The organism is Achromobacter sp. JCM 18799, assembly GCF_055395645.1.
The window spans coordinates 3,213,278-3,236,039 of record NZ_AP043866.1 but is presented as its reverse complement, the minus strand read 5'-3'; the positions used below and the strand labels follow the sequence as shown (position 1 = coordinate 3,236,039).

Annotated in this window: 21 protein-coding genes; 7 read left to right on the top strand and 14 right to left on the bottom strand. The window is 67.5% G+C overall.

All coding sequences use genetic code 11. The features are described from left to right. Positions 1-21: 21 nt before the first annotated feature. Positions 22-942 (bottom strand): LysR family transcriptional regulator, encoded by a 921-nt coding sequence (locus tag ACZ5YA_RS15250; RefSeq protein ID WP_059377903.1) that lies wholly within the window; start codon positions 940-942, stop codon positions 22-24. A gap of 125 nt (positions 943-1,067) precedes the next feature. On the opposite strand from ACZ5YA_RS15250, the gene ACZ5YA_RS15245 reads away from it, so the two are divergent. Genes ACZ5YA_RS15245 through ACZ5YA_RS15235 form a run of 3 tightly spaced genes read left to right on the top strand, consistent with a single transcriptional unit; the run spans position 1,068 to position 2,887 of the window. Then, a complete protein-coding gene (locus tag ACZ5YA_RS15245; RefSeq protein WP_059377906.1) occupies positions 1,068-1,646 on the top strand; it encodes a chromate transporter in 579 nt (192 codons plus the stop codon). Then, a complete protein-coding gene (locus ACZ5YA_RS15240) occupies positions 1,643-2,167 on the top strand; it encodes a chromate transporter (RefSeq protein ID WP_059377909.1) in 525 nt (174 codons plus the stop codon). The genes ACZ5YA_RS15245 and ACZ5YA_RS15240 overlap by 4 nt, the downstream gene beginning before the upstream one ends. Positions 2,168-2,200: 33 nt before the next feature. Continuing rightward, positions 2,201-2,887, top strand: a complete 687-nt coding sequence (locus ACZ5YA_RS15235; protein ID WP_251881054.1) for a DUF1345 domain-containing protein — start codon at positions 2,201-2,203, stop codon at positions 2,885-2,887. A 152-nt stretch (positions 2,888-3,039) separates the two neighbouring features. Here ACZ5YA_RS15235 and ACZ5YA_RS15230 read toward each other — a convergent pair whose 3' ends face one another. The 8 genes from ACZ5YA_RS15230 to ACZ5YA_RS15195 all read right to left on the bottom strand — a co-directional run bounded on the left by ACZ5YA_RS15230 (position 3,040) and on the right by ACZ5YA_RS15195 (position 13,040). After that, positions 3,040-3,690 (bottom strand): imm11 family protein, encoded by a 651-nt coding sequence (locus ACZ5YA_RS15230; protein WP_464092715.1) that lies wholly within the window; start codon positions 3,688-3,690, stop codon positions 3,040-3,042. A 194-nt stretch (positions 3,691-3,884) separates the two neighbouring features. Beyond that, positions 3,885-5,003 (bottom strand): methyltransferase, encoded by a 1,119-nt coding sequence (locus tag ACZ5YA_RS15225; RefSeq protein ID WP_251881058.1) that lies wholly within the window; start codon positions 5,001-5,003, stop codon positions 3,885-3,887. A gap of 116 nt (positions 5,004-5,119) precedes the next feature. Continuing rightward, a complete protein-coding gene (locus ACZ5YA_RS15220) occupies positions 5,120-6,787 on the bottom strand; it encodes an OFA family MFS transporter (protein WP_464092714.1) in 1,668 nt (555 codons plus the stop codon). A 110-nt stretch (positions 6,788-6,897) separates the two neighbouring features. Then, positions 6,898-7,155: a formate dehydrogenase subunit delta gene (locus ACZ5YA_RS15215; RefSeq protein ID WP_118933773.1), complete on the bottom strand. Its 258-nt coding sequence runs from the start codon at positions 7,153-7,155 to the stop codon at positions 6,898-6,900. A gap of 18 nt (positions 7,156-7,173) precedes the next feature. Next, positions 7,174-7,995 (bottom strand): formate dehydrogenase accessory sulfurtransferase FdhD, encoded by an 822-nt coding sequence (gene fdhD / locus ACZ5YA_RS15210; protein WP_118933772.1) that lies wholly within the window; start codon positions 7,993-7,995, stop codon positions 7,174-7,176. 29 nt (positions 7,996-8,024) lie between these two features. Next, complete coding sequence (gene fdhF / locus ACZ5YA_RS15205; RefSeq protein ID WP_059377926.1) at positions 8,025-10,901, bottom strand: formate dehydrogenase subunit alpha; 2,877 nt, start codon at positions 10,899-10,901, stop codon at positions 8,025-8,027. Positions 10,902-10,914: 13 nt separating this feature from the next. Next, positions 10,915-12,486, bottom strand: a complete 1,572-nt coding sequence (locus ACZ5YA_RS15200; protein WP_118933771.1) for a formate dehydrogenase beta subunit — start codon at positions 12,484-12,486, stop codon at positions 10,915-10,917. After that, positions 12,483-13,040, bottom strand: coding sequence for a formate dehydrogenase subunit gamma (locus ACZ5YA_RS15195; protein ID WP_059377930.1), 558 nt, complete (start codon positions 13,038-13,040; stop codon positions 12,483-12,485). The genes ACZ5YA_RS15200 and ACZ5YA_RS15195 overlap by 4 nt, the downstream gene beginning before the upstream one ends. A 140-nt stretch (positions 13,041-13,180) precedes the next feature. On the opposite strand from ACZ5YA_RS15195, the gene ACZ5YA_RS15190 reads away from it, so the two are divergent. Genes ACZ5YA_RS15190 through mobA form a run of 3 tightly spaced genes read left to right on the top strand, consistent with a single transcriptional unit; the run spans position 13,181 to position 16,006 of the window. Further along, positions 13,181-14,260: a substrate-binding domain-containing protein gene (locus ACZ5YA_RS15190; RefSeq protein WP_059377931.1), complete on the top strand. Its 1,080-nt coding sequence runs from the start codon at positions 13,181-13,183 to the stop codon at positions 14,258-14,260. Between the two features lie 35 nt (positions 14,261-14,295). Further along, positions 14,296-15,399 carry a GTP 3',8-cyclase MoaA gene (gene moaA / locus ACZ5YA_RS15185; protein WP_059377934.1) on the top strand — a complete coding sequence of 368 codons (1,104 nt, stop codon included), beginning with the start codon at positions 14,296-14,298 and terminating at the stop codon, positions 15,397-15,399. A gap of 58 nt (positions 15,400-15,457) precedes the next feature. Beyond that, on the top strand, positions 15,458-16,006 hold the full coding sequence (gene mobA / locus ACZ5YA_RS15180; RefSeq protein ID WP_059377964.1) for a molybdenum cofactor guanylyltransferase MobA: 549 nt from the start codon (positions 15,458-15,460) through the stop codon (positions 16,004-16,006). On the opposite strand, the gene ACZ5YA_RS15175 is transcribed toward mobA, so the two are convergent. Genes ACZ5YA_RS15175 through moaC form a run of 5 tightly spaced genes read right to left on the bottom strand, consistent with a single transcriptional unit; the run spans position 15,991 to position 18,928 of the window. Beyond that, entirely contained in the window at positions 15,991-17,196 is a 1,206-nt protein-coding gene (locus ACZ5YA_RS15175; RefSeq protein ID WP_251881064.1) for a molybdopterin molybdotransferase MoeA, read from the bottom strand. The genes mobA and ACZ5YA_RS15175 overlap by 16 nt on opposite strands. A gap of 3 nt (positions 17,197-17,199) precedes the next feature. Continuing rightward, positions 17,200-17,721, bottom strand: coding sequence for a molybdenum cofactor biosynthesis protein B (gene moaB / locus ACZ5YA_RS15170; protein WP_054451576.1), 522 nt, complete (start codon positions 17,719-17,721; stop codon positions 17,200-17,202). A gap of 13 nt (positions 17,722-17,734) precedes the next feature. After that, a complete protein-coding gene (locus ACZ5YA_RS15165) occupies positions 17,735-18,202 on the bottom strand; it encodes a molybdenum cofactor biosynthesis protein MoaE (RefSeq protein ID WP_059377938.1) in 468 nt (155 codons plus the stop codon). 5 nt (positions 18,203-18,207) lie between these two features. Then, positions 18,208-18,459 (bottom strand): MoaD/ThiS family protein, encoded by a 252-nt coding sequence (locus tag ACZ5YA_RS15160; protein WP_059377940.1) that lies wholly within the window; start codon positions 18,457-18,459, stop codon positions 18,208-18,210. Continuing rightward, the gene (gene moaC / locus ACZ5YA_RS15155; protein ID WP_042794830.1) at positions 18,440-18,928 is read right to left on the bottom strand and encodes a cyclic pyranopterin monophosphate synthase MoaC; all 489 of its coding nucleotides are present in this window, start codon (positions 18,926-18,928) and stop codon (positions 18,440-18,442) included. The genes ACZ5YA_RS15160 and moaC overlap by 20 nt, the downstream gene beginning before the upstream one ends. Positions 18,929-19,098: 170 nt before the next feature. Between moaC and ACZ5YA_RS15150 the strand changes: the two genes are divergently transcribed. Next, entirely contained in the window at positions 19,099-22,707 is a 3,609-nt protein-coding gene (locus ACZ5YA_RS15150; RefSeq protein WP_464092713.1) for a DUF748 domain-containing protein, read from the top strand. Positions 22,708-22,762 lie beyond the last annotated feature (55 nt).

The following is a 22,762-nucleotide window of genomic DNA, read 5'->3' as shown; positions in this document are numbered from 1 at the left end:
GGGCAGTGTAGCGCCGCGCGCTCAGGCCAGGGATTCCTCGCGCTGCCGCCGCGCCTCGCCGATCAGTTTGCGGGCTGCGCCGGAGAGCGCTTCGTCGCGCCAGATCAGGTTCAGCGGCGCGCGCAGTTCCGCCGGATGGGCCAGGTTGACGTAGGCCACGCCTTCGATGTTCACGCGGCGTAGCGACGCCGGCACCAGCGACACGCCCAGGCCGGCCGCGACCAGGCTCAGGGTGGACAGCATGCGCGGCGCTTCTTGCGCCACGCGCGGGCTGAAGCCGGCGGCGCCGCAGGCGGCGATGATGGCGTCGTACAGGCCCGGCCCGCTGTGGCGGCGGTAGAGGATCAGGGATTCATCGGCCAGTTCGGCCAGCGCAATGCGCTTGCGCGCACGGCCCTTGACGGCCGGGTGGTCGGCCGGAAACGCAGCCAGCATGGGTTCCTCCAGCACGGTTTCCACCACCACGCCGGGGTCCAGGCCATAGGGGCCGCGGATGAAGGCGACGTCCACGCGGCCCGCGGCCACGCCCTCCATGAGTTCGCCGGTGCTGCTTTCCTCCAGCACCAGCCGCACGTTGGGCGCCGCTTCGCGGAAGCGTCGGATGACGGAGGGCACAAAGGGATGGAAGGCCGCCGATCCGGTGAAGCCCACGGTCAGGCGTCCAGCCTCGCCCTGCGACACGCGCCGCACGCCTTCCACGGCCTGGTCCACCAGGGCCACGATGTTGCGCGCGTCGTCCAGCAGCGCGCGGCCGCTTTCGGTCAGCTCCATGCCGCGCGGCAGACGGTGGAACAGCGTTACCCCCAGCTCCTGCTCCAGTACGCGGATCTGCTGGCTGAGCGGGGGCTGGCGGATGCCCAGCCGCGCCGCGGCCTTGGTCAGATGGGATTCCTCGGCCACGGCCAGGAAGTAGCGCAGCAATCTTAAATCTACGGATGCCATATTCAACCGATATGAATATATAGTTAGTCATATATTAGACATTATCCAAGGCGAAGAGTAGGCTGCAATCTCGTTGTCCTTCCCCCGGTCCCACTCCGCGCCGCTTCCCCGGCGCCGGCATGAAAATGATGAACGCGGCACCTTCCATCTCCGAGGCCGATTTGCGGCCCGCGCCCACTTGCGGGCAATTGTTCTATGGCTTCCTGATGCTCGGCCTGACGGCCTTCGGCGGCGCCTTGCCGCTGGCGCGCCGCATGGTCGTCGAAAAGCACCGCTGGCTCAGCGGCGCCGAGTTCACCGACCTGCTGGGCCTGTGCCAGTTCCTGCCCGGCGGCAATATCATCAACCTGTCGGTGGCGCTGGGCATGAAGTTCCGCGGCCCGCGCGGCGCGTTCGCGGCGCTGATGGGCCTGATCCTGGCGCCGTCCGCCATCGTGGTGCTGCTGGGCATGGTGTACGACCGCTTCCAGAACGATCCCCACATCCAGCACCTGTTTGCCGGGCTGGCCGCCGCCGCCGCGGGCTTGTTGATTTCCATGGCGGTGAAGATCGGGTTGCCGGTGGTCAAGCGCCGCGACTGGCTGGCCGGCGTGGTGGCCACGGCTTGCTTCATCGCCATCGCCGTGCTGCGCATTCCGCTTCTGCCCACCATGGCGGTGCTGACGCCGCTGAGCATCCTGATGGTCTGGAGGCAACGTCGATGATCCATACATTGATCGCCCTGGCCCTGATCTTTTCCGAGCTGTCCGTGCTGGCGTTCGGCGGGGGCAATACCATCCTGCCCGAGATGCAGCGCCAGGTGGTGGAAGTGCACGGCTGGATGAGCGCGGCGGATTTCTCCGCGCTGTTCGCCCTGGGACAGGCGGCCCCGGGCCCCAACCTGATGGTGGTCACGCTGGTCGGCTGGCATGTGGCGGGCGGCCTGGGCATGCTGGTCACCACCATCGCCAAGTTCGGCCCGTCGTCCATCATTACCGTGATCGCGCTGGGCCTGTGGGAACGCTTCAAGGACCGTCCCTGGCGCGGCGTCATTCAGGCGGGCATCTTCCCGATGACGGTGGGCTTGGTGGCGGCCAGCGCGGCGCTCATCACCGAGGCCTCGGTGCATACCTGGCTGCTGGGCGTCATTACCGCTGTGGTGGCGCTGCTGGGCAGCCTCACCCGCATCCATCCGCTGTGGCTGCTGTTCGGCGGCGCACTGGTCGGTTTGCTCGGCATCGGTTAGCGTTAGGGCTGCTCACACCAAAAGGAGCGCCGCATGCCGCCGCTCAAGGATTTCGAGCCCGAGGACGATTCCGCTGCCGGCGCCGCCCTGCCGTTCTTCCATGCGCATCGCCGCCTGGTCGGCTGCGCCGCGCTGCTGCTGGTCATGGCGGGCGGGCTGTACGCCCTGGGCGTGCCATGGGTGCTGGCGCTGTTGCTGGGATTCGATGCGGGGGCGCTGGTGTTCCTGCTGATGACGGCGCGGGTGTTCGGCCGGACCAGCGCGGCGGCCATGCGCCAGCATGCGCAGCAGCAGGACGTGGGCCGCACCGGCGTGCTGTGGAGCAGCGTGGCGCTGTCCTGCATGGTGATGATGGCGCTGTGGGTGGAGCTGCGGGGAGAGAGCGGCGTGGGCAGCGTGCTGGCCATGCTGGCGGCCGCCGCGACCATCATCCTGTCGTGGCTCTACATGAACATGATCTTCGCCCTGCACTACGCGCATGGCTATTACGGCCATCGCAACGCCATGCACAAGGGGCTGGATTTTCCCGGCACGGAAGATCCGGACTACTGGGACTTCGCCTATTTCGCGCTGGTGCTGGGCATGACGTTCCAGGTGTCGGACGTGCAGATCGTGAACCGCCGCCTGCGCCGCACGGCGCTGACGCACAGCGTCATCGCCTTTTTCTTCAACGTCTTCATCATTGCCATCAGCGTCAACGTGGCGGCGGGGCGGGCCTAGAGCGTGTCATGAACTGTGCCGCGATCGCCCGACCGTAGTTGGGTGGCAGCCTGCCGCCCTTAGCCAACAGACTGGCGGGGCTTCGCTTCGTGGTCTTCAGTATGCTGATGCCGGGAAATGCTGCCAACCTGCTCCACAGTTCATAACACGCTCTAAATATCGGCTACATCGCGCAGCCGTACGCCGGAGAAGTTGGCCGCACTCAATGCGTCAAACATCGCGCGGTCGCAGATGGGAGGTGCTCCCATGCGATCCTGGCGGAAGATATGGGCATCTCCCACAACATCCTGTTTGAACACCAAGCTGGCTCCGCCGACGAGGCTATAAAGTTTCTCGTCCTCGCCGGTCTGATAATTGTGGTCGAGCTTGATCCTCACTCGAGAAGAGGCTTCATCCAGGGCATCGAGTCTGCGCAGCACATTGCCTAGGTAGTACTGAGGGGCGGGGCTGCCGTCAGCAAGGCTGAAGTCGCATGCCACAAATGCAAACGCCTCGGCGTCCAACTGCTCAAACAGTTGCTTCAACGGCTCCGACACAATCCATATGCCAGCGAGCTCTTCCAGATCGCGTGGCATTCCGCCCTTCTCCGGTACATGAACCAGGCGGGGACGCTCCGGATACTGATCCGGCATGCCATCAGGACGCGAGACGACATTCATCCCCGGATCGATCAGCTTCTCTTCGTTGGCGATCTCGATGCCGGGAACCCTGCCGTTTCCCAAGAAGCTGGCGTCGATCAGGAAAAATTCGCCCTTATGAGATGCGGCTTCGGCTGAAACTTCAATGGCGGTCGGTTCGGTCACGCTGGCTTCCATCATGGATGCGGGGGCAGAACGGGAATGCGGTTGAGCCGATGCTGGCGGGGCTTGGGCGCAGCCACAAGTTCCGGCGAAGTGGTCTTCAGCATGCCGATGCTGGGAAATGCTGCCGACCTACTCCAAAGTTCATAACAGGCGGTGGGGCCGCGCCCCTGGGTCTTGCGTCAGGCCGGGCCGCGTCAGGCCGCGCCCAGGCGCCACAAGGACGTGACTTCCTTCGAACGCGCCGCATGCAGCGGGTCGCTCGCGTCTTGCGCGCGGCCGTGAGTGGGACGCGTGTCGATGCGCTCGATCACGCGCAAGCCGGCCTGGCTGATCATCTCCAGCAGCGCTTCGCGGCTGCGCAGGCCCAGATGCTCGGCCAGGTCCGACAGGATCAGCCAGCCTTCGCCGTTGGGCGTCAGATGCGCCGCCAGTCCATTCAGGAAGCCGCGCAGCATGCGGCTGTCGGGGTCGTAGACGGCATGTTCCACGGGCGAGCTGGGGCGGGCGGGCAGCCAGGGCGGGTTGCAGACGATCAGCGACACCCGGCCTTCGGGGAACAAGTCGGTCTGTTCGACGTCGACCTGCTTGGACAGGCCCAGGCGCTCCAGGTTTTCACGGGCGCAGGCCAGCGCGCGCGGATCCATGTCGGTGGCGATGACGCGCTTGCCGCCGCGGCGCGCGATCACGGCAGCCAGCACGCCGGTGCCGGTGCCGATGTCGAAGGCCACGCTGCCGCGCGGCATCGGGGTGCGCGCCACCAGGTCAACGTACTCGCCGCGCAGCGGCGAGAACACGCCGTAGTGCGGATGGATGCGGGCATTCAGCGCGGGAATCTCCACGCCTTTCTTGCGCCATTCGAAGGCGCCGATCAGGCCCAGCAGTTCGCGCAGCGACGCGACGTAGGGCTCGGCGGCGGGACCGTGGGCTTCCTCGCAGGCCAGGCGCGCGTCGGGCGCGCGGCGCAGCGGAATGCCGTGACCGGCGTCGAACGGAATCAGCAGCATGCCCAGGATGCGGGCGCGCTGCGACTGGATCTGGCGGTGCTGGTTGAAGGCGTCCAGCAGGCTGTCCACGGGTTTGCGGGGACGCTTGTCGACCCGCCGCGTGATGGCTTGCAGCAATTGCCGCGCATTCTGGAAATCGCCGCGCCACAGCAGGCCGACGCCTTCGCAGGCCTGGCGGTAGGCCATGTCGGCGGTCATGGTGTCGTCCGCCACCACCACGCGCTTGGGCGGCGCGGCGCCGGATTCGGAGCGCCAGCGGGCGGCGTGCGGGGTCTGGTTTTCTTCCCAGCGGATTTCAGGGACGGTCAACGTGTCGCTCCAGCAAGGCGGGGCGCGCGGGGCAGGGTGGTCATGGAGAAAGCAAAAAGAAGGGGCGCGGGCTGCCAATGTAGCAGCTTCGCGCCCCGTCGCGGCACCCGCCTGGTTCAGTGGAACAGCACCACCGCCTTCTGCAGCGTGATCCAGATGCCCCAGGCCAGGGGAATACCCACGCAGGCCCAGGCGAACACCACCAGCGCCGCCGGCGTGCGGAACGCGGATGTTCCGACCCCGTGCGTTTCCGTGGCGACCGCGCGTTCGTGGGCCAGCGCCTTCTCGCGCGCCAGTTCTTCGTCATTCATGAAGTACTTGGGATTCACGGGCCGGATCGCCAGGTTGCACAGGAAACCCAGCACCAGCATGCCCGCCAGGATGTACATGGTGATGTCGTACACCTGGGCGCGCGGCACGCCGATGGACAGCTGGTATTCGCGGATGTAGTTCACCAGCACCGGCCCGAAGATGCCCGCCGCCGACCAGGCCGTCAGCAGCCGGCCATGGATGGCGCCCACCATCTGCGTGCCGAACAGGTCGGCCAGGTACGCCGGCACGGTGGAGAAGCCGCCGCCGTACATGGACAGGATGATGCAGAAAGCGGCCACGAACAGAGCCAGCGCGCCGATGTGCGCGGTCCAGGGGATGGCCGAATACAGCGCGAAACCCAGCACGAAGAAGATGAAGTAGGTGGTCTTGCGGCCCAGCTTGTCGGGCAGGCTGGCCCAGAAGAAGCGGCCGCCGATATTGAACAGGCTGAGCAGGCCGGTGAAGCCGGCGGCGATGGCGGCGATGGCCGCCAGCTGGTTCTTGTCCAGCTGCGAGTAACCCAGCTCAGGCTGGTTGATCAGGCCGCCGCCGAACACTTCCTGCAGCAGCGGCGAGGCCATGCCCAGGATGCCGATGCCGGCCGTGACGTTCAGGCACAGCGCCCACCACACCAGCCAGAACTGCGGCACGCCCCAGACGCGCTGCACATGGACGTGGCCCTTGGTGATCATGGCGTTGCCGGCATGCTTGGCCGGCGCGGTCCAGCCCTCGGGCTTCCAGCCGGTCGGCGGCACGCGGTAGCCCAGCGCGCCCGACATCATGAAGACGAAGTACACCGCGGCCATGGTCAGGAAGGTCTGCCAGACGCCCGGCGATTCAGGCGTGGCAAAGTGGCGCATCAGCAGGTCGGCCAGCGGCGCGCCTATCATGGCGCCACCGCCAAAGCCCATGATGGCCATGCCCGTGGCCATGCCGCGGCGGTCGGGGAACCACTTGATCAGCGTGCTCACGGGCGAGATGTAGCCCAGCCCCAGGCCGATGCCGCCGATGACGCCCGAGCCCAGCCACAGCATCCACATCTGGTGCAGGTACACGCCCATGGCGGAGATGACCAGGCCGCCGCACCAGCACAGGGCCGACACCACGCCCGCCTTGCGCGGGCCCGCGCGTTCCAGCCAGCCGCCCCACAGCGCGGCCGAGCAGCCCAGCAGCACGAAGAACAGGGTGTACATCCACCCCATGGTCGAAATCTTCCAGTCGCAATTGGTGGCGAACAGCTCGGCGACGAGGCTCATGTCCGCGGGGCAGGCCAGCGGCTTGGCGCCGCCCACCACCTTGGACAGCGGCAGCCAGAACACCGAGAAGCCATAGGCCATGCCGATGCACAGGTGGATGGCAAGGGCGGCAGGGGGAACCAGCCAGCGCGAGAAACCCGGGCCGGCGATGGTGCGTTCCTTATCGAAAAAACCCGGCTTTGAACCGGGCAGGTCCAGCGTGGCAGTGCTTTGCATGTTGTCTCCTCTTTTGGCGCCGCTCATTGGCGTGCGTGGTCCGGCATCCGGCCGGTCTCGCCGCCTTTTTCTCTTGTGGTGTTTCTGTCGTCTTGCCGGGCGCTATGGCGTTACGCCACACGGGCGAGCGGCGTGAGGCGCTGCCGGTTCTGCGTGACCGCTTCCAGCACCAGCGGGTGCAGGCGTTCCTCGCCAGCATTGCCGTCCGGACTTCTTTCGAGAAAGTTCAGAAGCTCATTGCGCATGCGCGGCTCCCAGAACTTGTGGATATGGTTGGCCACGCCTTCCAGGGCCTCGGGCCGGTCGGGCATGGCTTCGAAGAATTGGCCGATGCGGTTGGCCATGCGGATCAGATTGCCGATTTCCATGCTTGGGTCAGGTCCGGTTCAGGGGGTGATGCGTGATGGGTGGGTGTACAGCGTGGCGTCGTCGCCGCGCAGAAAGCCCAGCAGGCTGACATTGGCGTCCTGGGCCAGGCGGATGGCGAGCGCCGTGGGCGCGGACACCGAGGCCAGCACGGCCACGCCGGCCGCCGCGGTTTTCTGCACCATTTCGAAACTGGCACGGCTGGACACCACGACGATGCCGTCGCCGGCATGCATGGCCTGGCGCGCCAGGGCGCCGACCAGCTTGTCCAGGGCGTTATGGCGCCCCACGTCCTCGCGCACCAGCGCGACGGTACCGTCGGCGCCGGCCCAGCCCGCGGCGTGGGTGGCGCCGGTGATGTCGTGCAGCGCCTGGCGCGCCCGCATTTCGCGCATGGCGGCCAGCACGGCCTGGATGCGCACGGGCGAGCCGTTGGTGACGGGCGCCACCGGCCGCAGCACTTCGGGTAGCGTCTCCACGCCGCACAGGCCGCAGCCGGTGCGCCCGGCCATGGCCCGGCGGCGCGACTTCAGCCGCACTTCACAGGCGGTGGAAATTTCCAGCTGGACCACGATGCCGTCGCATTGCGGCAGCAGGTCGATGCCGCGCACGTCGCTGACGCCGTCGATGATGCCCTCGGACAGCGCGAAGCCCACCGCGAAGTCTTCCAGGTCGGCCGGCGTGGCCAGCATGGTGGCGTGGCTGATGCCGTTGAACTCCAGCGCGACCGGCGTTTCCTCGGCCACGGAGTCGGCTTCGACCCCGGGGACCAGGGCGCCGCCCCGCACGCGGGTGACCTGTACCTGCGTGCAGTCGGGGCGGGAAGGCGGGGGCGTGGGCATGGCGGCGTCCTGGCGGTTCGGGCTGAGGGTTATTTCCCGGTCAGCGCCGCCTCGCTTTCGCGCGAACGCTCGCGCAGCAGCTTTTGCTGGATGTCTGCAAAGCGCGACCACTGGCGCTGCCACTCCGAAGGCTGGGACACGCGCGTGACCTGCACGGCCGTCACCTTGTACTCGGGGCAGTTGGTGGCCCAGTCGGAGCTGTCGGTGGTGACGACGTTGGCGCCGGACTCGGGGAAATGGAAGGTGGTGTATACCACGCCCGGCTGCACCCGGTCGGTCAGCGTGGCCCGCAACACGGTCTCGCCCGCGCGGCTCTGGATGCCGACCCAGTCGCCATCCTTCACGCCGCGGTCCTCGGCGTCCTGCGGATGCAGTTCCAGCACGTCCTCGCCATGCCACATGACATTGGGCGTGCGCCGGGTCTGCGCGCCCACGTTGTACTGCGACAGGATGCGGCCCGTGGTCAGCAGCAGCGGGAAGCGGCGCGTGCTGCGCTCGTCCGTGGGCACGTACTTGGTGATCATGAACTTGCCCTTGCCGCGCACGAATTCGTCGATGTGCATGATGGGCGTGCCATCGGGCGCTTCGTCGTTGCAGGGCCATTGCAGGCTGCCCTGCTTGTCCAGCTTTTCATAGCTGACGCCGGTGAAGGTCGGCGTCAGGCGCGCGATCTCGTCCATGATCTCGCTGGGATGCTTGTAATTCATGGGGTAGCCCAGCGCGTTGGACAGCGCCACCGTCACTTCCCAGTCGGACTTGCCGTTCTTGGGTTCCATCACCTTGCGCACGCGCGAGATGCGGCGTTCGGCGTTGGTGAAGGTGCCGTCTTTTTCCAGGAACGAGGAGCCGGGCAGGAACACGTGGGCGTACTTGGCGGTTTCGTTCAGGAACAGGTCCTGCACCACGATGCATTCCATGGCAGCAAGGGACGCCGCCACGTGCTGCGTGTTGGGGTCCGACTGCACGATGTCCTCGCCCTGGCAGTACAGGCCCTTGAACGAACCGCCCAGCGCGGCCTCGAACATGTTGGGGATGCGCAGGCCGGGTTCCGGCTGCAGGGTCACGCCCCAGTCCTGCTCGAACTGCGCGCGCACCGTGTTGTCGGAGATGTGGCGGTAGCCCGGCAGCTCATGCGGGAACGAGCCCATGTCGCACGAGCCCTGCACGTTGTTCTGCCCGCGCAGCGGGTTCACGCCCACGCCTTCGCGGCCGATGTTGCCGGTGGCCATGGCCAGGTTGGCGATGGCCATGACCGTGGTGGAGCCCTGGCTGTGTTCGGTCACGCCCAGGCCGTAGTAGATCGAGCCGTTGCCGCCGGTGGCATACAGGCGCGCCGCGCCGCGCACGGCCTGCGCCGGCACGCCGGTGATTTCTTCCATGGCTTCCGGCGAGTTCTCTGGCAGCGAGACGAAGTCACGCCATTCCTTGAAGGCCTTGGCTTCGCAGCGCTCGGCCACGAAGTCCTCGGCGATCAGGTTTTCGGTGGCGATCACGTGAGCCAACGAGGACAGCAGGGCGGTGTTGGTGCCGGGGCGCACCTGCAGGTGGAAGTCGGCCTTGATGTGCGGCGAACTGACCAGTTCGATGCGGCGCGGATCGATCACGATCAGGCGCGCGCCCTGGCGCAGGCGGCGCTTCAGGCGCGAGGCGAACACCGGATGGCCGCTGCTGGGGTTGGCGCCCATCACGATGACCACGTCGGTGTGCATGACGGAATCGAAGGTCTGGGTGCCGGCGGATTCGCCCAGCGTCTGCTTCAGGCCGTAACCGGTGGGCGAGTGGCAGACCCGCGCGCAGGTGTCGACGTTGTTGGTGCCGAAGGCGGCGCGTACCAGCTTTTGCACCAGCCAGGTTTCTTCGTTGGTGCAGCGCGAGGATGTGATGCCGCCGACCGCATCGCGGCCGTACTGGCCCTGGATGCGGCGGAATTCGGAGGCCGCATAGTTGATCGCCTCGTCCCAGGACACTTCCTTCCAGGAGTCGGTGATGTGCTTGCGGATCATGGGCTTGAGCACGCGTTCCTTGTGCGTGGCGTAGCCCCAGGCGAAGCGGCCCTTGACGCAGGAATGGCCGCGGTTGGCCTGGCCGTCCTTCCAGGGCACCATGCGCACCACTTCCTGGCCCTTCATCTCGGCCTTGAAGCCGCAGCCCACGCCGCAGTAGGCGCAGGTGGTCACGACCGAGTGTTCGGCCTGGCCCATCATGATGACGGTCTTTTCCTGCAGGGTGGAGGTCGGACAGGCCTGCACGCAGGCGCCGCAGGACACGCATTCGCTATCCAGGAAGGGCTGGTCCTGCCCCGGCGACACGCGCGATTCGAAGCCCTTGCCGGAGATCGTCAGGGCGAAGGTGCCCTGCGTTTCCTCGCAGGCGCGCACGCAGCGGTTGCAGACGATGCACTTGGAGGCGTCATAGGTGAAGTACGGATTGGACTCGTCCTTTTCGCTCTTCAGGTGGTTGGCGCCGTCGTAGCCGTAGCGCACGTTGCGCAGGCCCACCACGCCGGCCATGTCCTGCAGTTCGCAGTCGCCGTTGGCCGGGCAGGTCAGGCAGTCCAGCGGGTGGTCGGAGATGTACAGCTCCATCACGCCGCGGCGCAGGTCGTGCAGCTTGGGGGTTTCGGTGTAGACCACCATGCCGTTCTCGGCCGGGGTGGTGCACGACGCGGGATAGCCGCGGCGGCCTTCGATCTGGACCAGGCACAGCCGGCACGAACCGAAGGGCTCCAGGCTGTCGGTGGCGCACAGCTTGGGAATGTTGATGCCGGCCTCGGCGGCCGCGCGCATCAGCGAGGTGCCTTCGGGCACCGTGATTTCCTGGCCGTCTATGGTCAGGGTGACGGTTACGGCGGACTCGCGCGCCGGCGTGCCCAGGTCGCGATCGCGCTTGATGACGGTTTCTAGCATGTCGGTCTCGGGTTCAGGCCGCGTGCGCGGCAGACTGGGAGGACTCGATGCCGAAGTCCTGCGGGAAGTGGTTCAGCGCGGACAGCACCGGGTAGGGCGCCATGCCCCCTAGCGCGCACAGCGATCCGCCCAGCATCGTGTCGCACAGGTCGCGCAGCAGATGCACCTGCTGCTCGCGGCCGGGGCCGCCCGCGACGATCTTGTCTATGGTTTCCACGCCGCGGGTGGAGCCGATGCGGCAGGGCGTGCATTTGCCGCAGGATTCGATGGCGCAGAACTCCATCGCGTAACGCGCCATGCGCGCCATGTCCACGGTGTCGTCGAAGGCCACCAGCCCGCCGTGGCCGACCATGGCGGATATCTGGATGTAGGCTTCGTAGTCCAGCGGCACGTCCCATTGCGATTCCGGCAGGTAGGCGCCCAGCGGGCCGCCCACCTGCACCGCGCGCAGCGGCCGGCCGGAAGCGCTGCCGCCGCCGAAGCCGTAGAGCAGGTCGCGCAGGCTCAGGCCGAAGGCCTTCTCGACCAGGCCGCCGTGCTTGAGGTTGCCGGCCAGCTGGAACGGCAGCGTGCCGTGCGAGCGGCCCACGCCGTAGTCGCGGTAATAGGCCGCGCCCTTGGCCAGGATGATGGGTACGGTGGCCAGCGAAATCACGTTGTTGATGACCGTGGGCTTGCCGAACAGGCCGGAGATCGCCGGCAGCGGCGGCTTGGCGCGGACCACGCCGCGCTTGCCCTCGATGCTTTCCAGCAGCGAGGTTTCCTCGCCGCAGATGTAGGCGCCCGCGCCCTTGCGCACTTCCATGTCGAAGCGGCGGCCGCTGCCGTGCACGTCATCGCCCAGCCAGCCCACGCTGCGCGCCCGCGCGATGGCGGCTTCCAGGGTGTCGATGGCTTGCGGATATTCCGAGCGGACGTAGATATAGCCGTAGGTGGCGCCCACCGCCAGGCCGGCAATGGTCATGCCTTCGATCAGCACATAGGGGTCGCCTTCCATCAGCAGGCGGTCGGCGAAGGTGCCGGAGTCGCCCTCGTCGGCGTTGCAGACGATGTACTTCTGGTCGCCGGGGGTGCCTGCCACCGTCTTCCACTTGATGCCGGTCGGGAACGCCGCGCCGCCGCGGCCGCGCAGGCCCGAGGCCACCATTTCGTCGACGATCTGCCCCGGCTCCATGGCCAGGGCGCGTTGCAGGCCCTGCAGGCCGCCATGGGCGGCGTAGTCCTGCAGGGACAGCGGATCGGTCACGCCGACGCGGGCGAAGGTCAGGCGTTCCTGGTGCTTCAGGTAGGGGATTTCTTCGGTCAGGCCCAGGCGCAGCGGATGCTCGCCGCCACTTAGCCAGCCGGCGTCGAACAGCGCGGCGACGTCCTCGGGCTGCACCGGCCCGTAGGCGACGCGGCCCTGCGGGGTAGTGATTTCGACCATGGGTTCCAGCCACAGCAGCCCGCGCGAGCCATTGCGCACGATCTGCACCGACAGGCCGCGGGCGTCGGCGGCGCGTTCGATGTCGCGCGCCACCGTGTCGGCGTCCATGGCCAGCGCCGCGGCGTCGCGCGGCACGTAGATGACGATGGGGGAACTCATGATTGACCCTCCAGCGTGCGGGCCAGCAGGCGGTCCAGTTTTTCCGGCGTGACGCGGGCATGGGGCAGGCCGTCGATCATCACCGCCGGCGACTGGGCGCACAGGCCCAGGCAATACACCGGTTCCAGGGTGAAATCGCCGTTCTTGCTGTTGGCGTGGAAATCACAGCCCAGCGCCGTGCGCGCATGGGCGGCGAGGCGTTCGCCGCCCATGGCCTGACAGGCTTCGGCGCGGCAGACCTCCAGGGTGTGGCGCGCCGCGGGTTCGCTGCGGAAATGGGGGTAGAAGGTGATGACGCCGTGGACCTCGGCGCGGGACAGGTTCAGGGCCTCGGCGATGGTCTGCACCGCCGCGGCCGGAATACAGCCCAGTTCATGCTGGACCGCATGCAGCACGGGCAGCAGGGGCCCGGGCTGGTCCTTCAGCCGGGCGAGTATGCGGGCGGTGGCCGCGATGGCCGGGGTGGGGGACGCTTGGGCCGCGTCCAGGGCCATCTGGCCGCCGCGGGCGCCGCCGCTGGATGCCAGATCGGATGTTGCCTCGCGCTGATGCACGTCGGTCTCCTCCTGCGTTGCTGTTGTGCCGGGCTGGATGCTATTTGGGTTTATATGTTTTTAATAGCATATAAAAACCCCTCCAGCCGCATTATTTGTGTACTCTAACGGGGTAATTCACCGTCTTCAATAAGAAATAAATGACATATAAGTTCCGTATCGGCCTGCGGCCGCAATGGACTCTGGGCGGAGACGACGACCAGGCGCCGGTGCCATTGCAGGACATGCTGGCGCTGCTGTCGGCCATTGACGCCACTGGCAATATTGCCGGGGCCTGCCGCGCCTGTGGCTTGTCGTACCGGCATGCCTGGGGCGTGCTGCGCCGTTTCGAGGCCATCTTCGGCACGCAGTTGCTCATCACCAACCGCCGGCAAGGCACGCAGTTGGCGCCGTTCGCGCAGCGCCTGCTGTGGGCCAACCGCCGCATCGAGGCCCGGCTGATGCCCACGCTGGACAGCATGGCTTCGGAACTGCAGGAAGAGCTGGAGCGCCTGCTGCCCGAGAGCGGCCCGCATCTGCGGCTGCACGCCAGCCACGGCTTCGCGGTGGAGTCGCTGATGCAGCACATGGGCAACCGCAAGCCGGGCCTGGAACTGCGCTACCGCACCGCCATCGAGGCGCTGGCCTCGCTGGAGCGGCGCGAGTGCGACCTGGCGGGCTTCCAGGTGCCGCTGGGCGATTTCGAAGCGCCCATCATGGAGCGCTACGCCCAATGGCTGCATGCGGACGAGTACATGCTGATCCACCTGGCGGTGCGCAATGCCGGCCTGTTCGTCACCGCCGGCAATCCCAAGCACATACGCGGCATGGCCGACCTGGCGCGGCCCGACGTGCGTTTCGTCAACCGCCAGATCGGCTCCAGCACGCGCTATCTGGTAGGCCTGATGCTGCAGCGGGCGGGGGTCTCGATCAGCGAGGTCCAGGGCTACGAAACCAATGAATTCACCCATATGGCCATCGCCGCGCACATCGCCAGCGGCATGGCCGATACGGGCGTGGGGGTGGAAACGGCCGCCTGCCGCTTCGGACTGGACTTCATTCCGCTGGTGCGGGAGCGCTATTTCTTCGCCATCCGCAAGTCCTCGCTGGAGACGCCGGCCATGCGCGACCTGCTGTCCATCATGCGCAGCCCGGACTACGTCGGCTACGTCGGCCAGCTGGCGGGCTACGACGCCCGCGACACCGGCCGGTTGCAGTCGTTGCAGGAGGCCTTTCCATGAGCGCGAAACGCGATGCGCCGGGATATGATGCTCCCATGAGCAAAGTGATCTTTCTTGCCGATCGCCGCAGCGGGCCGCTGGCCCCGCTGGCGCCCGGCGAACTGCCGCCGCACGGACAGCCCGCGCTGGATCAGCGCGCGCGTCCCCTGCGCGACTTGCGGATATCGGTCACGGACCGCTGCAACTTCCGCTGCACCTACTGCATGCCGCGCGAGGTCTTCGACAGCAGCTACACCTTCATGCCGCATTCGGCGCTGCTGTCGTTCGAGGAAATCAGCCGCCTGGCCGGCATCTTCACGCAACTGGGCGTGGAGAAGATCCGCCTGACCGGCGGCGAGCCGCTGCTGCGCAAGCATATCGAGAACCTGGTGGGCCAGTTGGCCGACCTGCGCACCCCCGCCGGCCGTCCGCTGGACCTGACCCTGACCACCAACGGCAGCATGCTGGCGCGCAAGGCCGCGGCCCTCAAGAGCGCCGGCCTTACGCGCGTCACCGTCAGCCTGGACGCGCTGGACCCGGCCATGTTCCAGGGCATGAGCGACAGCGGCTTCACGCCCGACGACGTGCTGCAAGGCGTGGACGCCGCGGCCGAGGCCGGACTTGCGCCGGTCAAGGTCAACATGGTGGTGCGGCGCGGCCTGAACGACGGGCAGATCCTGCCCATGGCCGAACGCTTCCGCCATTCCGGCCACATCCTGCGCTTCATCGAATACATGGACGTGGGCAATACCAACGGCTGGAATCTTGCCGAAGTGGTGCCCAGCCAGGAAGTGCTGGACCGCATCGGCGCGGCCTATCCGCTGGAACCCGTGGCCAGCGGCGAAATGGGCCGCGTGGCCGAACGCTGGCGCTACCTGGACGGCGGCGGCGAGATCGGCGTCATCTCCAGCGTCACGCACGCCTTCTGCGGCGGCTGTACGCGCGCGCGCCTGTCGCCGGAAGGCAAGCTCTTCCTGTGCCTGTTCGCGCACGACGGCTACGACCTGCGCGCGCCGCTGCGCGACGGCGCCAGCGATGCCGAGCTCGCCGCCATCATCGCGGGCATCTGGGCGGGGCGCAACGACCATTATTCCGAGCTGCGCGGCCGCAACATGGCTGATCCTGCGCGCAAGATCGAGATGAGCTACATCGGTGGCTGAAGCGCCTGCCAGCAAGGGAATTGCGGGGCTGATCCTGGCGGGCGGCCAGGGCGCGCGCATGCACGGGCAGGACAAGGGCCTGGTCGTGCTGCGCGGCGAACCCATGGTGGCGCACGTGGCGCGCCGCCTGGCGCCGCAGGTGTCGCGCCTGATCGTCAGCGCCAACCGTCATCTGGATCTCTATGCCCGCTACGGCGACGTCGTGCGGGACGGCGAAGCCGATCTGGGCGCCTGGCAAGGGCCGCTGCTGGGCATCGCCGCGGGCTTGGCGGCCGCGCAGCGCGAGGCCTGGCTGGTGGTGGCGCCTTGCGACACGCCGTTCCTGCCCGCGGATCTGGCGGCGCGCCTGGTGCGCGCGGCCGAGTCGGCCAATGCGCCCATGGCCTATGCGGTGGCGGACGGACAGCGCCATTCGGCCTGCATGGCCTTGCGCACGTCGCTATTGCCCGATCTGCTGGCGTACCTGCGGGCCGGGGACCGCAAGGTGGGGCTGTGGCAGGCGAGAACGGGCGCGGTCGAAGCCTGCTTCGATGACGCGCCCGATGCCTTCATGAACGTCAACACGCCAGATGAACTGGCGCGGGCCGAGCGCTATGCCAGCCAGTGACGCAGGTCGTAGTAGGCGACCCGGTCCTTGTCCTGCACTTGCACGTCGGCCGGCAGGCGGGCCAGACCCGTCGCCCAGGGCAGCGAGCTGATCACGCCGGAACCCTGATGGCCGTAGGGCACCAGTTCGGCGCTGCCGTCGTCGGCCAGGCGGCGCTGCACGCGCAGGAATTCCTCGCGGCTGTCCTGGCGCGGATGCTCGGTGCGCAGGGGCAGCAGGCTGGTCGGCGGGAATAGTGTGTCGCGGCCCTGCATGCGGCGCATCAGCGGCGTCACCAGCAGGGTGAACACGGCGTAGGCCGATACGGGGTTGCCGGGCAGGCCGACCACGGGCTTGCCGTCGATCTGCGCCAGCGCCACCGGCTTGCCCGGCTTCATGCGCACCTTCCATAGCGCCAGTTCGCCGCCCAGCGAGGCCAGCGCGGGCTTGACCAGATCGCGTTCGCCCACCGACACGCCGCCCACGCTCACCACCAGGTCGCAATCGGCCAGCAGCGTCTTGAAGGCGGCCTGCAGGTCGGCCTCGGTGTCGCGGGCGTGCAGCACGTGCACCGGCAGGGCGCCCATGCCGCGCGCCAGCGCGGCCAGCATGGGGCCGTTGGAGTTGTAGATCTGCTCGGCCGCGCGCGGCTGGCCGGGCAGCACCAGCTCGTCGCCGGTGGTCAGGATGCCCACGCGCAACTGGCCGACGACCCGCACGCGGGCCAGGCCTTGCGAAGCCATCAGCGCCACGTGGGCGGCTTCAAGTACGGTGCCCGCGGCCAGCAGCGGCGCGCCGGCCATGGTGTCTTCGCCGCGGCGGCGGATGTGCTGGCCGGGCTTGGGCGCGCGCGAGATTTCCACCTGGCCGTCGGCTTCGGCGGTGTCTTCCTGCATCACAACCGTATCCGCGCCTTCCGGGATCAGGCTGCCGGTGAACAGGCGGATGGCGTGGCCGGGCTTGAGCGGTTCCGGCATTTCCCCCGCGTAGCAGCGCTGCTGGATGGGCAGGCGCACGCCGGCGCCCCAGTCGGCCACGCGCAACGCGTAGCCGTCCATGGCGCTGTTGTCGGCGGGCGGTATGTCCACAGTGGCGGCGAGATCGGCGGCCAGCACGCGGCCGGCGGCATCGGCCAGGCTCACCTCTTCGCTGCGTTGCAGCGGCCCTGCGGCATTGGCCAGCAGGGTCTGGGCTTGATCAAAATCCAGCATGGGTCAGTTGTCTTCTTCGCGTTGCTTGAAATGGGTGGCGAAATTGCAGGGGCGGTGGCTACTGTCCAGCTGCTCGCGGATGATCTGCGCCCAAGCGGTTTCGCAGGCGTTGTTGGAACCGGGCAGGCAGAAGATCAGCGTCTGATTGGCCGAGCCGGCAAAGGCGCGCGACTGGATGGTGGAGCTGCCGATCTCGGTGTAGGAAATTTGGCGGAACAGTTCGCCGAAGCCGGGGATTTCACGGTCCAGCAGGGGCATGATGGCCTCCGGCGTGTGGTCGCGATGCGAGAAGCCCGTGCCGCCCGTGGTCAGGATCACCTGCACTTCGGGATCGGCGATCCAGTCGCTCATGATGCGGCGGATCTGGTAGATGTCGTCCTTGACGATGTCGCGGCGCACGCACTGGTGGCCGGCATGCGCAAGGCTGTGGGCCAGCAGATTGCCGGAAGTGTCGTCGCCCGCGCTGCGGGTGTCGCTGACCGTCAGTACGGCGCAGGCCAGCGAAACAAGGCTTTCGTCGCTCATGGATTCTCCTCTTCTAGACGGTGGTGTCTTCATCCCAGGACTGCGTGCGGTCCTGGTCGGATTGGCGTTGCTCCACCCAGAAGCTGCTGCCGCCCGCGAGGGTCTCGCGCTTCCAGAAGGGCGCGCGCGTCTTGAGCGCGTCGATGATGTATTCGCAGCCGCGGAAGGCGTCGCCGCGATGGGCGCTGGCCGCCGCCACGAAGACGATCTGGGCATTGCGATGCAGCGCGCCCACCCGGTGCACGATGACCGTGCCGGCCAGGTTCCAGCGCGCGCGGGCGGTCGCGGCGATTTCTTCCAGCTCGCGTTCGCACATGCCTGGGTAGTGTTCGAGAAAGAGCGTATCGGTGGGCGTGTCGGGCGCGTAGTCGCGCACATAGCCCACGAACGTGACGATGCCGCCCACGCCCGGGCCGGCGCTCTCACGCAGCGCGGCCGTGAGCGCGGCGCCGTCGAAGTCGGCTTCCTGGACGCTGATCATGGCGTTCAACCTCCGGTGACGGGTTCGAATACCGCGACCTCGTCGCCGGCCCGGATGGGCGCGGACGGCTTGGCGTGGGTCTGGTTGATGGCCAGCTTCAGGCGCGCGGAGGGCGCCAGCTGGGGGTAGCGTTCGCCCAGCGCGGCAAGCAGCTGCGCGCCGGTGGACTCGCCTTCCAGGGGCCAGGCTTCGGAGCGCTTGCCGACCAGTTCGGCCACGCGCGCGAAGTAGAGAAGATTAATCGTTGCGCCATTCACCGCTTTTTCCTCCTGCCTTGTACTTAAGGCGAACTTGCTCGATGACGATGCCCTTGTCGGCAGCCTTGCACATGTCGTAGATGGTCAGCGCGGCGACGCTGCAGGCCATCATGGCTTCCATTTCCACGCCGGTCTTGTAGCTGGTGCGGCAGGTGGCCAGCACGTCGATGCGGTGCTCGGCGTCGTCCAGCGCGAACTCGACGCCGACGAAGGCCAGCGGCAGGCTGTGGCACAGCGGAATGGTGTCGGCGCAGCGCTTGGCGGCCAGGATGGCGGCGACGCGGGCGGTGTTGAGGACTTCGCCCTTGCCCTGGCCCGGCTGGGTCAGGAGGCCATAGGCGACGGCGTTCATGCGCACGCTGGCGGTGGCGATCGCCACGCGCTCGGTGTCCGTCTTGGCGATGACGTCGACCATGCGGACCTGCCCGGCTTCATCCAGGTGGCTCAAGGTTGGGGTGGGCGTGGACATGGGAATCGGGAGCGATAATTGTTAATGATTGAAAAGGGCGGTCCCGGCTGGCCGGATCGGCCCATCGATACGCCTATGATAGACGAGCGGTGCAGGGGGCGCGATAATCGCGCCTGTAGTCATTAGAAGGACGGAAACGCTCGTCCTTCACACGTATCAGGAGACGCGCAATGCCCTTGCGGATGCCCAAACTTCGGTTAACCCGCCGGGTCGGCAAGATTCTTCTGGGTATTGCGGCATTCGTACTGGTCCTTTTCGGGGTTGCCGCCTGGCAAGTCCCCAAAGTGCTGCACAACGTCCTGGTGCAGGACGTCTCCAAGATGATCGGGCGGGACGTCTCCGTCGGCGACATCAGCTTCAATCCTTTCACGCTGACGGTCCGCGCGCGCGACCTGGCCGTGGCCCAGCCCGATTCGCAGACGCCGCTCTTGACGCTGGCCGAGCTGGACGTCAGCGCGGCCTGGACCTCCCTGTTCTGGTTTGCGCCGGTCGTCGATCGAATGACGCTGCGCGAGCCTAACATCGCCATCGTCCGCGAGGACGTCACGCGCTTCAATTTTTCTGATATTCAGCAACGAGTGGCCGAATTGACGGCCGCCCAGCCCGAGGAACCGCCCAAGCCGGACACAGGGCTGCCGCGCTTCTCGCTGAACAACATGGTGATCGAGAACGGCACGATCACGCTGGATGACAAGGTCACCGGCCGCAAGCAGGTGGTCGACGAGCTGGGCGTGGGCGTGCCGTTCATCTCCACCTTCGGCTACGCCACCGACATCGACGTGCAGCCGCGCGTGCATCTGCGCATCAACGGCAGCCCCTTCGATCTGAACGGCGTGGCGCGCCCCTTCGACAAGGTGCCTTCGTCCACGCTGCGGGTGGCCTTCAATGGCCTGCAGCTGGAAAAGTGGGCGGACGTCTGGCCCATGCCGCTGCCGTTCAAAGTGGAAAGCGCGCTGCTGGATTCCAACCTGCAAGTGGTGTTCGAGCAGCCCAAGGACGCGCCGCCCAAGATCCGCGTGGTCGGCGACCTGGGCCTGCGGCGGCTGGACCTGCGCGACACCGCCGGGGCAAATCTCGCCGCCTGGAGCGCGCTGACCGTCACCCGCCTGGAACTGGAACCCATCGCGCGCCACGCCTATGTGGGCGAGGTGGGCCTGTGGGCGCCGCAGATCCACGTGCGCCGCTACGCCAATGCCAACCTGAACTGGCTGGACGTGGTTGCCGGGTTGAAACGATTGGGCGGCGTGGAACCGACCGCCACGCCGGTGGCCGACAAGCTGCGCAAGGCCAGCGGCCTGAATCCCGCCAAGGCGGACGGCAAGGCTGGCACGGCCGCTGCGCCGGCCCAGGGCGCGCCGGCTGCAACGGCGGACGCCGCCGCCAAGGGCGCTGCGCCAGCGGCAGCCGCCGTGGCCCCTGTCGCCGCGGGATCGCCCGCCGCCCCTTCCGCCACGGCTGCTGCGGCAGGAACGCCAGCCGCGGACGCCGCCGCGCCCCAGCCTGCGCCTGCACCCGCGCCCGCCGAATGGAAGGTCGAGCTGGACACCTTCAATCTGCACGAAGGCGAGGTCTATGTCACCGACGCGGTCAGCAAGCTGGACTACGTGATGACCGGCCTGGCCGCGACGGTCGAGGGCGTGGCCCTGCCGCAGGTGTCCGGCCAGCCCATCAATTTGTGGCTGACCATGGACAACAGCACCGACGGCGGCTGGCTGCGCGCCAAGGGGCCGCTGGTCCTGAAGCCGCTGTCGCTGGAACTCGGCGTGCGCCTGGGCAACATCGCGCTGGCGCCCCTGGCGCCGGCCGTGCGCAATGCGGCGCCGATCACGCTGCTGGACGGCCGCCTGGCCGCCAGCGCGCAGGTCCACGTGAAGGAAACGAACGGCGCGGTGGACGCATCGGCCAGCGCCGTGCAGGCCGACCTGACGCAATTCAAGGCCCGCGACGAATCCCTCAAGCCCGCCCTGGACATCGCGCTGCAAAGCCTGCGCGTGACCGCGGACCGCCTGGCCATGGGTCCGGGCCAGAGCAATTTCACCTTGGCCGCCGCCGGCATCCAGGGCAATGGCAAGCTCGATCTCAAGGGCGCATTCACGCCGCAGCCCCTGACGGTGAAAACCTCGGTGGACCTGTCGGAACTGAATGTCGCGTCCTTTGCGCCCTATGCGGCCTCCAGCCTGAATGCCACGGTGCGCGCCATCACGCTGGGCGCCAAGGGCAATGCGGAGTTTGCCGCCGCGGCCGGCTCGGCGCCGATGAAGGCCAGCTGGAAGGGCGGCGTCGAAGTCACCGGCGTGGACCTGCAGGACCGCGTCAACAAGGATGACTTCCTGAACTGGAAGCGCCTGGGCTTTACCGGCATGGATATCTCGGTGGCCGGCGACAAGATCGGCGCCAAGCTGGGCGATATCGCGCTCGAGGATTTCTACGGCCGCGTGCTGCTCAATGCGCAAGGCCGCCTGAACGTCATGGACCTGGTGGCGGCTCCCGGCCAGGCCGGCGGCTCTATCACCCAGGACACGCAGACCCCCGGCCGCAGCGCCGCGCCGCCACCCGCGGCGCCCGCCGCCAAGGGGGGCGGGGGCATGCCGGACATCTCGGTGAACAGCGTCACCTTGAACCGCGGCCGCATGACCTTCACGGACCGCTTCGTCAAGCCCAACTACGTGGCCGAGCTGTCCAGCATCGAAGGCTCGATCACGGCGGTGTCGTCCACCAATCCCCAGCCCGCCAAGGTCAAGGTCACCGGCCGCGTCTACACCACCGCGCCGCTGTCGATCAGCGGCGTGGTGCAGCCTTTCGCCAAGTACCTGTCGCTGGACCTGAAGGCCTCGGCCAAGGGCGTGGACCTGCCGCGCTTCAACACCTATTCGGCCAAGTACGTGGGCTACCCGATCAAGCGCGGCAAGCTCTCGGTGGACCTGGAATACAAGATCAAGGACCGTGCGCTACAGGCCACCAACCACGTGGTGCTGAACCAGCTGACTTTCGGCGACAAGACCAACAGCCCCGACGCAACCAAGCTGCCGGTGCTGCTGGCCGTGGCCTTGCTGAAGGACTCGCGCGGCAACATCGACATCAACCTGCCGATTTCCGGCTCGCTGGACGATCCGGAGTTCTCGGTGGGCGGCATCGTGGTGCGCGTGCTGCTGAACCTGGTGGTCAAGGCGGTTACGTCGCCCTTCAGCCTGCTGGCCTCGGCCTTTGGCGGCGGCGAGGAGCTGTCGTACGTGGAATTCGCGCCGGGCAGCGCGGCGCTGACCGAGGACAGCCTGCAACGCATCGACACGCTGACCAAGGCGTTGACGGACCGTCCGGCGCTGAAGATGGACATCAGCGGCCGCGCCGATCCCAAGACCGACATGGAAGGCCTGCGCCAGGCCTGGGTCGACGCCAAGATCCGCGCCGCCAAGGCCGCCGCCACCACGCCGCGCGGCAAGAAGCCGAACCCGGCGGGCGTCGAGGTCTCGGGCGCGGAGCGTGCCAAGTATCTGGAAGAGGTCTACGACGACACGGACATCAAGGACAAGCCTCGCAATTTCATCGGCATGTCCAAGTCAGTGCCGGCGGCGCAGATGGAGGAGATGCTGCGCAGCGTGGCGCCGGTGGGCGACGAGCAGTTGCGCCAACTGGCCGATGCGCGCGCGCAGGCTGTGTATGAGAAGCTGCAAGCCCAGGAAGGACTCGCGGATCGCGTGTTCATCGTTGCGCCGCAACTGGACGCGGATGGCATCAAGGACGAGGGGCAACCCTCGCGCGTGGACTTCTCCCTGAAGTGAACCAGGCTGGTCCGGGAGGCGGCGCCCAGCCGCCCCTGCCAGCTTTTTGCCAGGA

Coding starts and splice junctions, on each gene's coding strand:
- ACZ5YA_RS15250 (WP_059377903.1), bottom strand. CDS start 942: ATGGCATCCGTAGATTTAAGATTGCTGCGCTACTTCCTGGCCGTGGCC.
- ACZ5YA_RS15245 (WP_059377906.1), top strand. CDS start 1,068: ATGATGAACGCGGCACCTTCCATCTCCGAGGCCGATTTGCGGCCCGCG.
- ACZ5YA_RS15240 (WP_059377909.1), top strand. CDS start 1,643: ATGATCCATACATTGATCGCCCTGGCCCTGATCTTTTCCGAGCTGTCC.
- ACZ5YA_RS15235 (WP_251881054.1), top strand. CDS start 2,201: ATGCCGCCGCTCAAGGATTTCGAGCCCGAGGACGATTCCGCTGCCGGC.
- ACZ5YA_RS15220 (WP_464092714.1), bottom strand. CDS start 6,787: ATGCAAAGCACTGCCACGCTGGACCTGCCCGGTTCAAAGCCGGGTTTT.
- ACZ5YA_RS15215 (WP_118933773.1), bottom strand. CDS start 7,155: ATGGAAATCGGCAATCTGATCCGCATGGCCAACCGCATCGGCCAATTC.
- fdhD (WP_118933772.1), bottom strand. CDS start 7,995: ATGCCCACGCCCCCGCCTTCCCGCCCCGACTGCACGCAGGTACAGGTC.
- fdhF (WP_059377926.1), bottom strand. CDS start 10,901: ATGCTAGAAACCGTCATCAAGCGCGATCGCGACCTGGGCACGCCGGCG.
- ACZ5YA_RS15200 (WP_118933771.1), bottom strand. CDS start 12,486: ATGAGTTCCCCCATCGTCATCTACGTGCCGCGCGACGCCGCGGCGCTG.
- ACZ5YA_RS15190 (WP_059377931.1), top strand. CDS start 13,181: ATGACATATAAGTTCCGTATCGGCCTGCGGCCGCAATGGACTCTGGGC.
- moaA (WP_059377934.1), top strand. CDS start 14,296: ATGAGCAAAGTGATCTTTCTTGCCGATCGCCGCAGCGGGCCGCTGGCC.
- mobA (WP_059377964.1), top strand. CDS start 15,458: ATGCACGGGCAGGACAAGGGCCTGGTCGTGCTGCGCGGCGAACCCATG.
- ACZ5YA_RS15175 (WP_251881064.1), bottom strand. CDS start 17,196: ATGCTGGATTTTGATCAAGCCCAGACCCTGCTGGCCAATGCCGCAGGG.
- moaB (WP_054451576.1), bottom strand. CDS start 17,721: ATGAGCGACGAAAGCCTTGTTTCGCTGGCCTGCGCCGTACTGACGGTC.
- ACZ5YA_RS15165 (WP_059377938.1), bottom strand. CDS start 18,202: ATGATCAGCGTCCAGGAAGCCGACTTCGACGGCGCCGCGCTCACGGCC.
- moaC (WP_042794830.1), bottom strand. CDS start 18,928: ATGTCCACGCCCACCCCAACCTTGAGCCACCTGGATGAAGCCGGGCAG.
- ACZ5YA_RS15150 (WP_464092713.1), top strand. CDS start 19,099: ATGCCCTTGCGGATGCCCAAACTTCGGTTAACCCGCCGGGTCGGCAAG.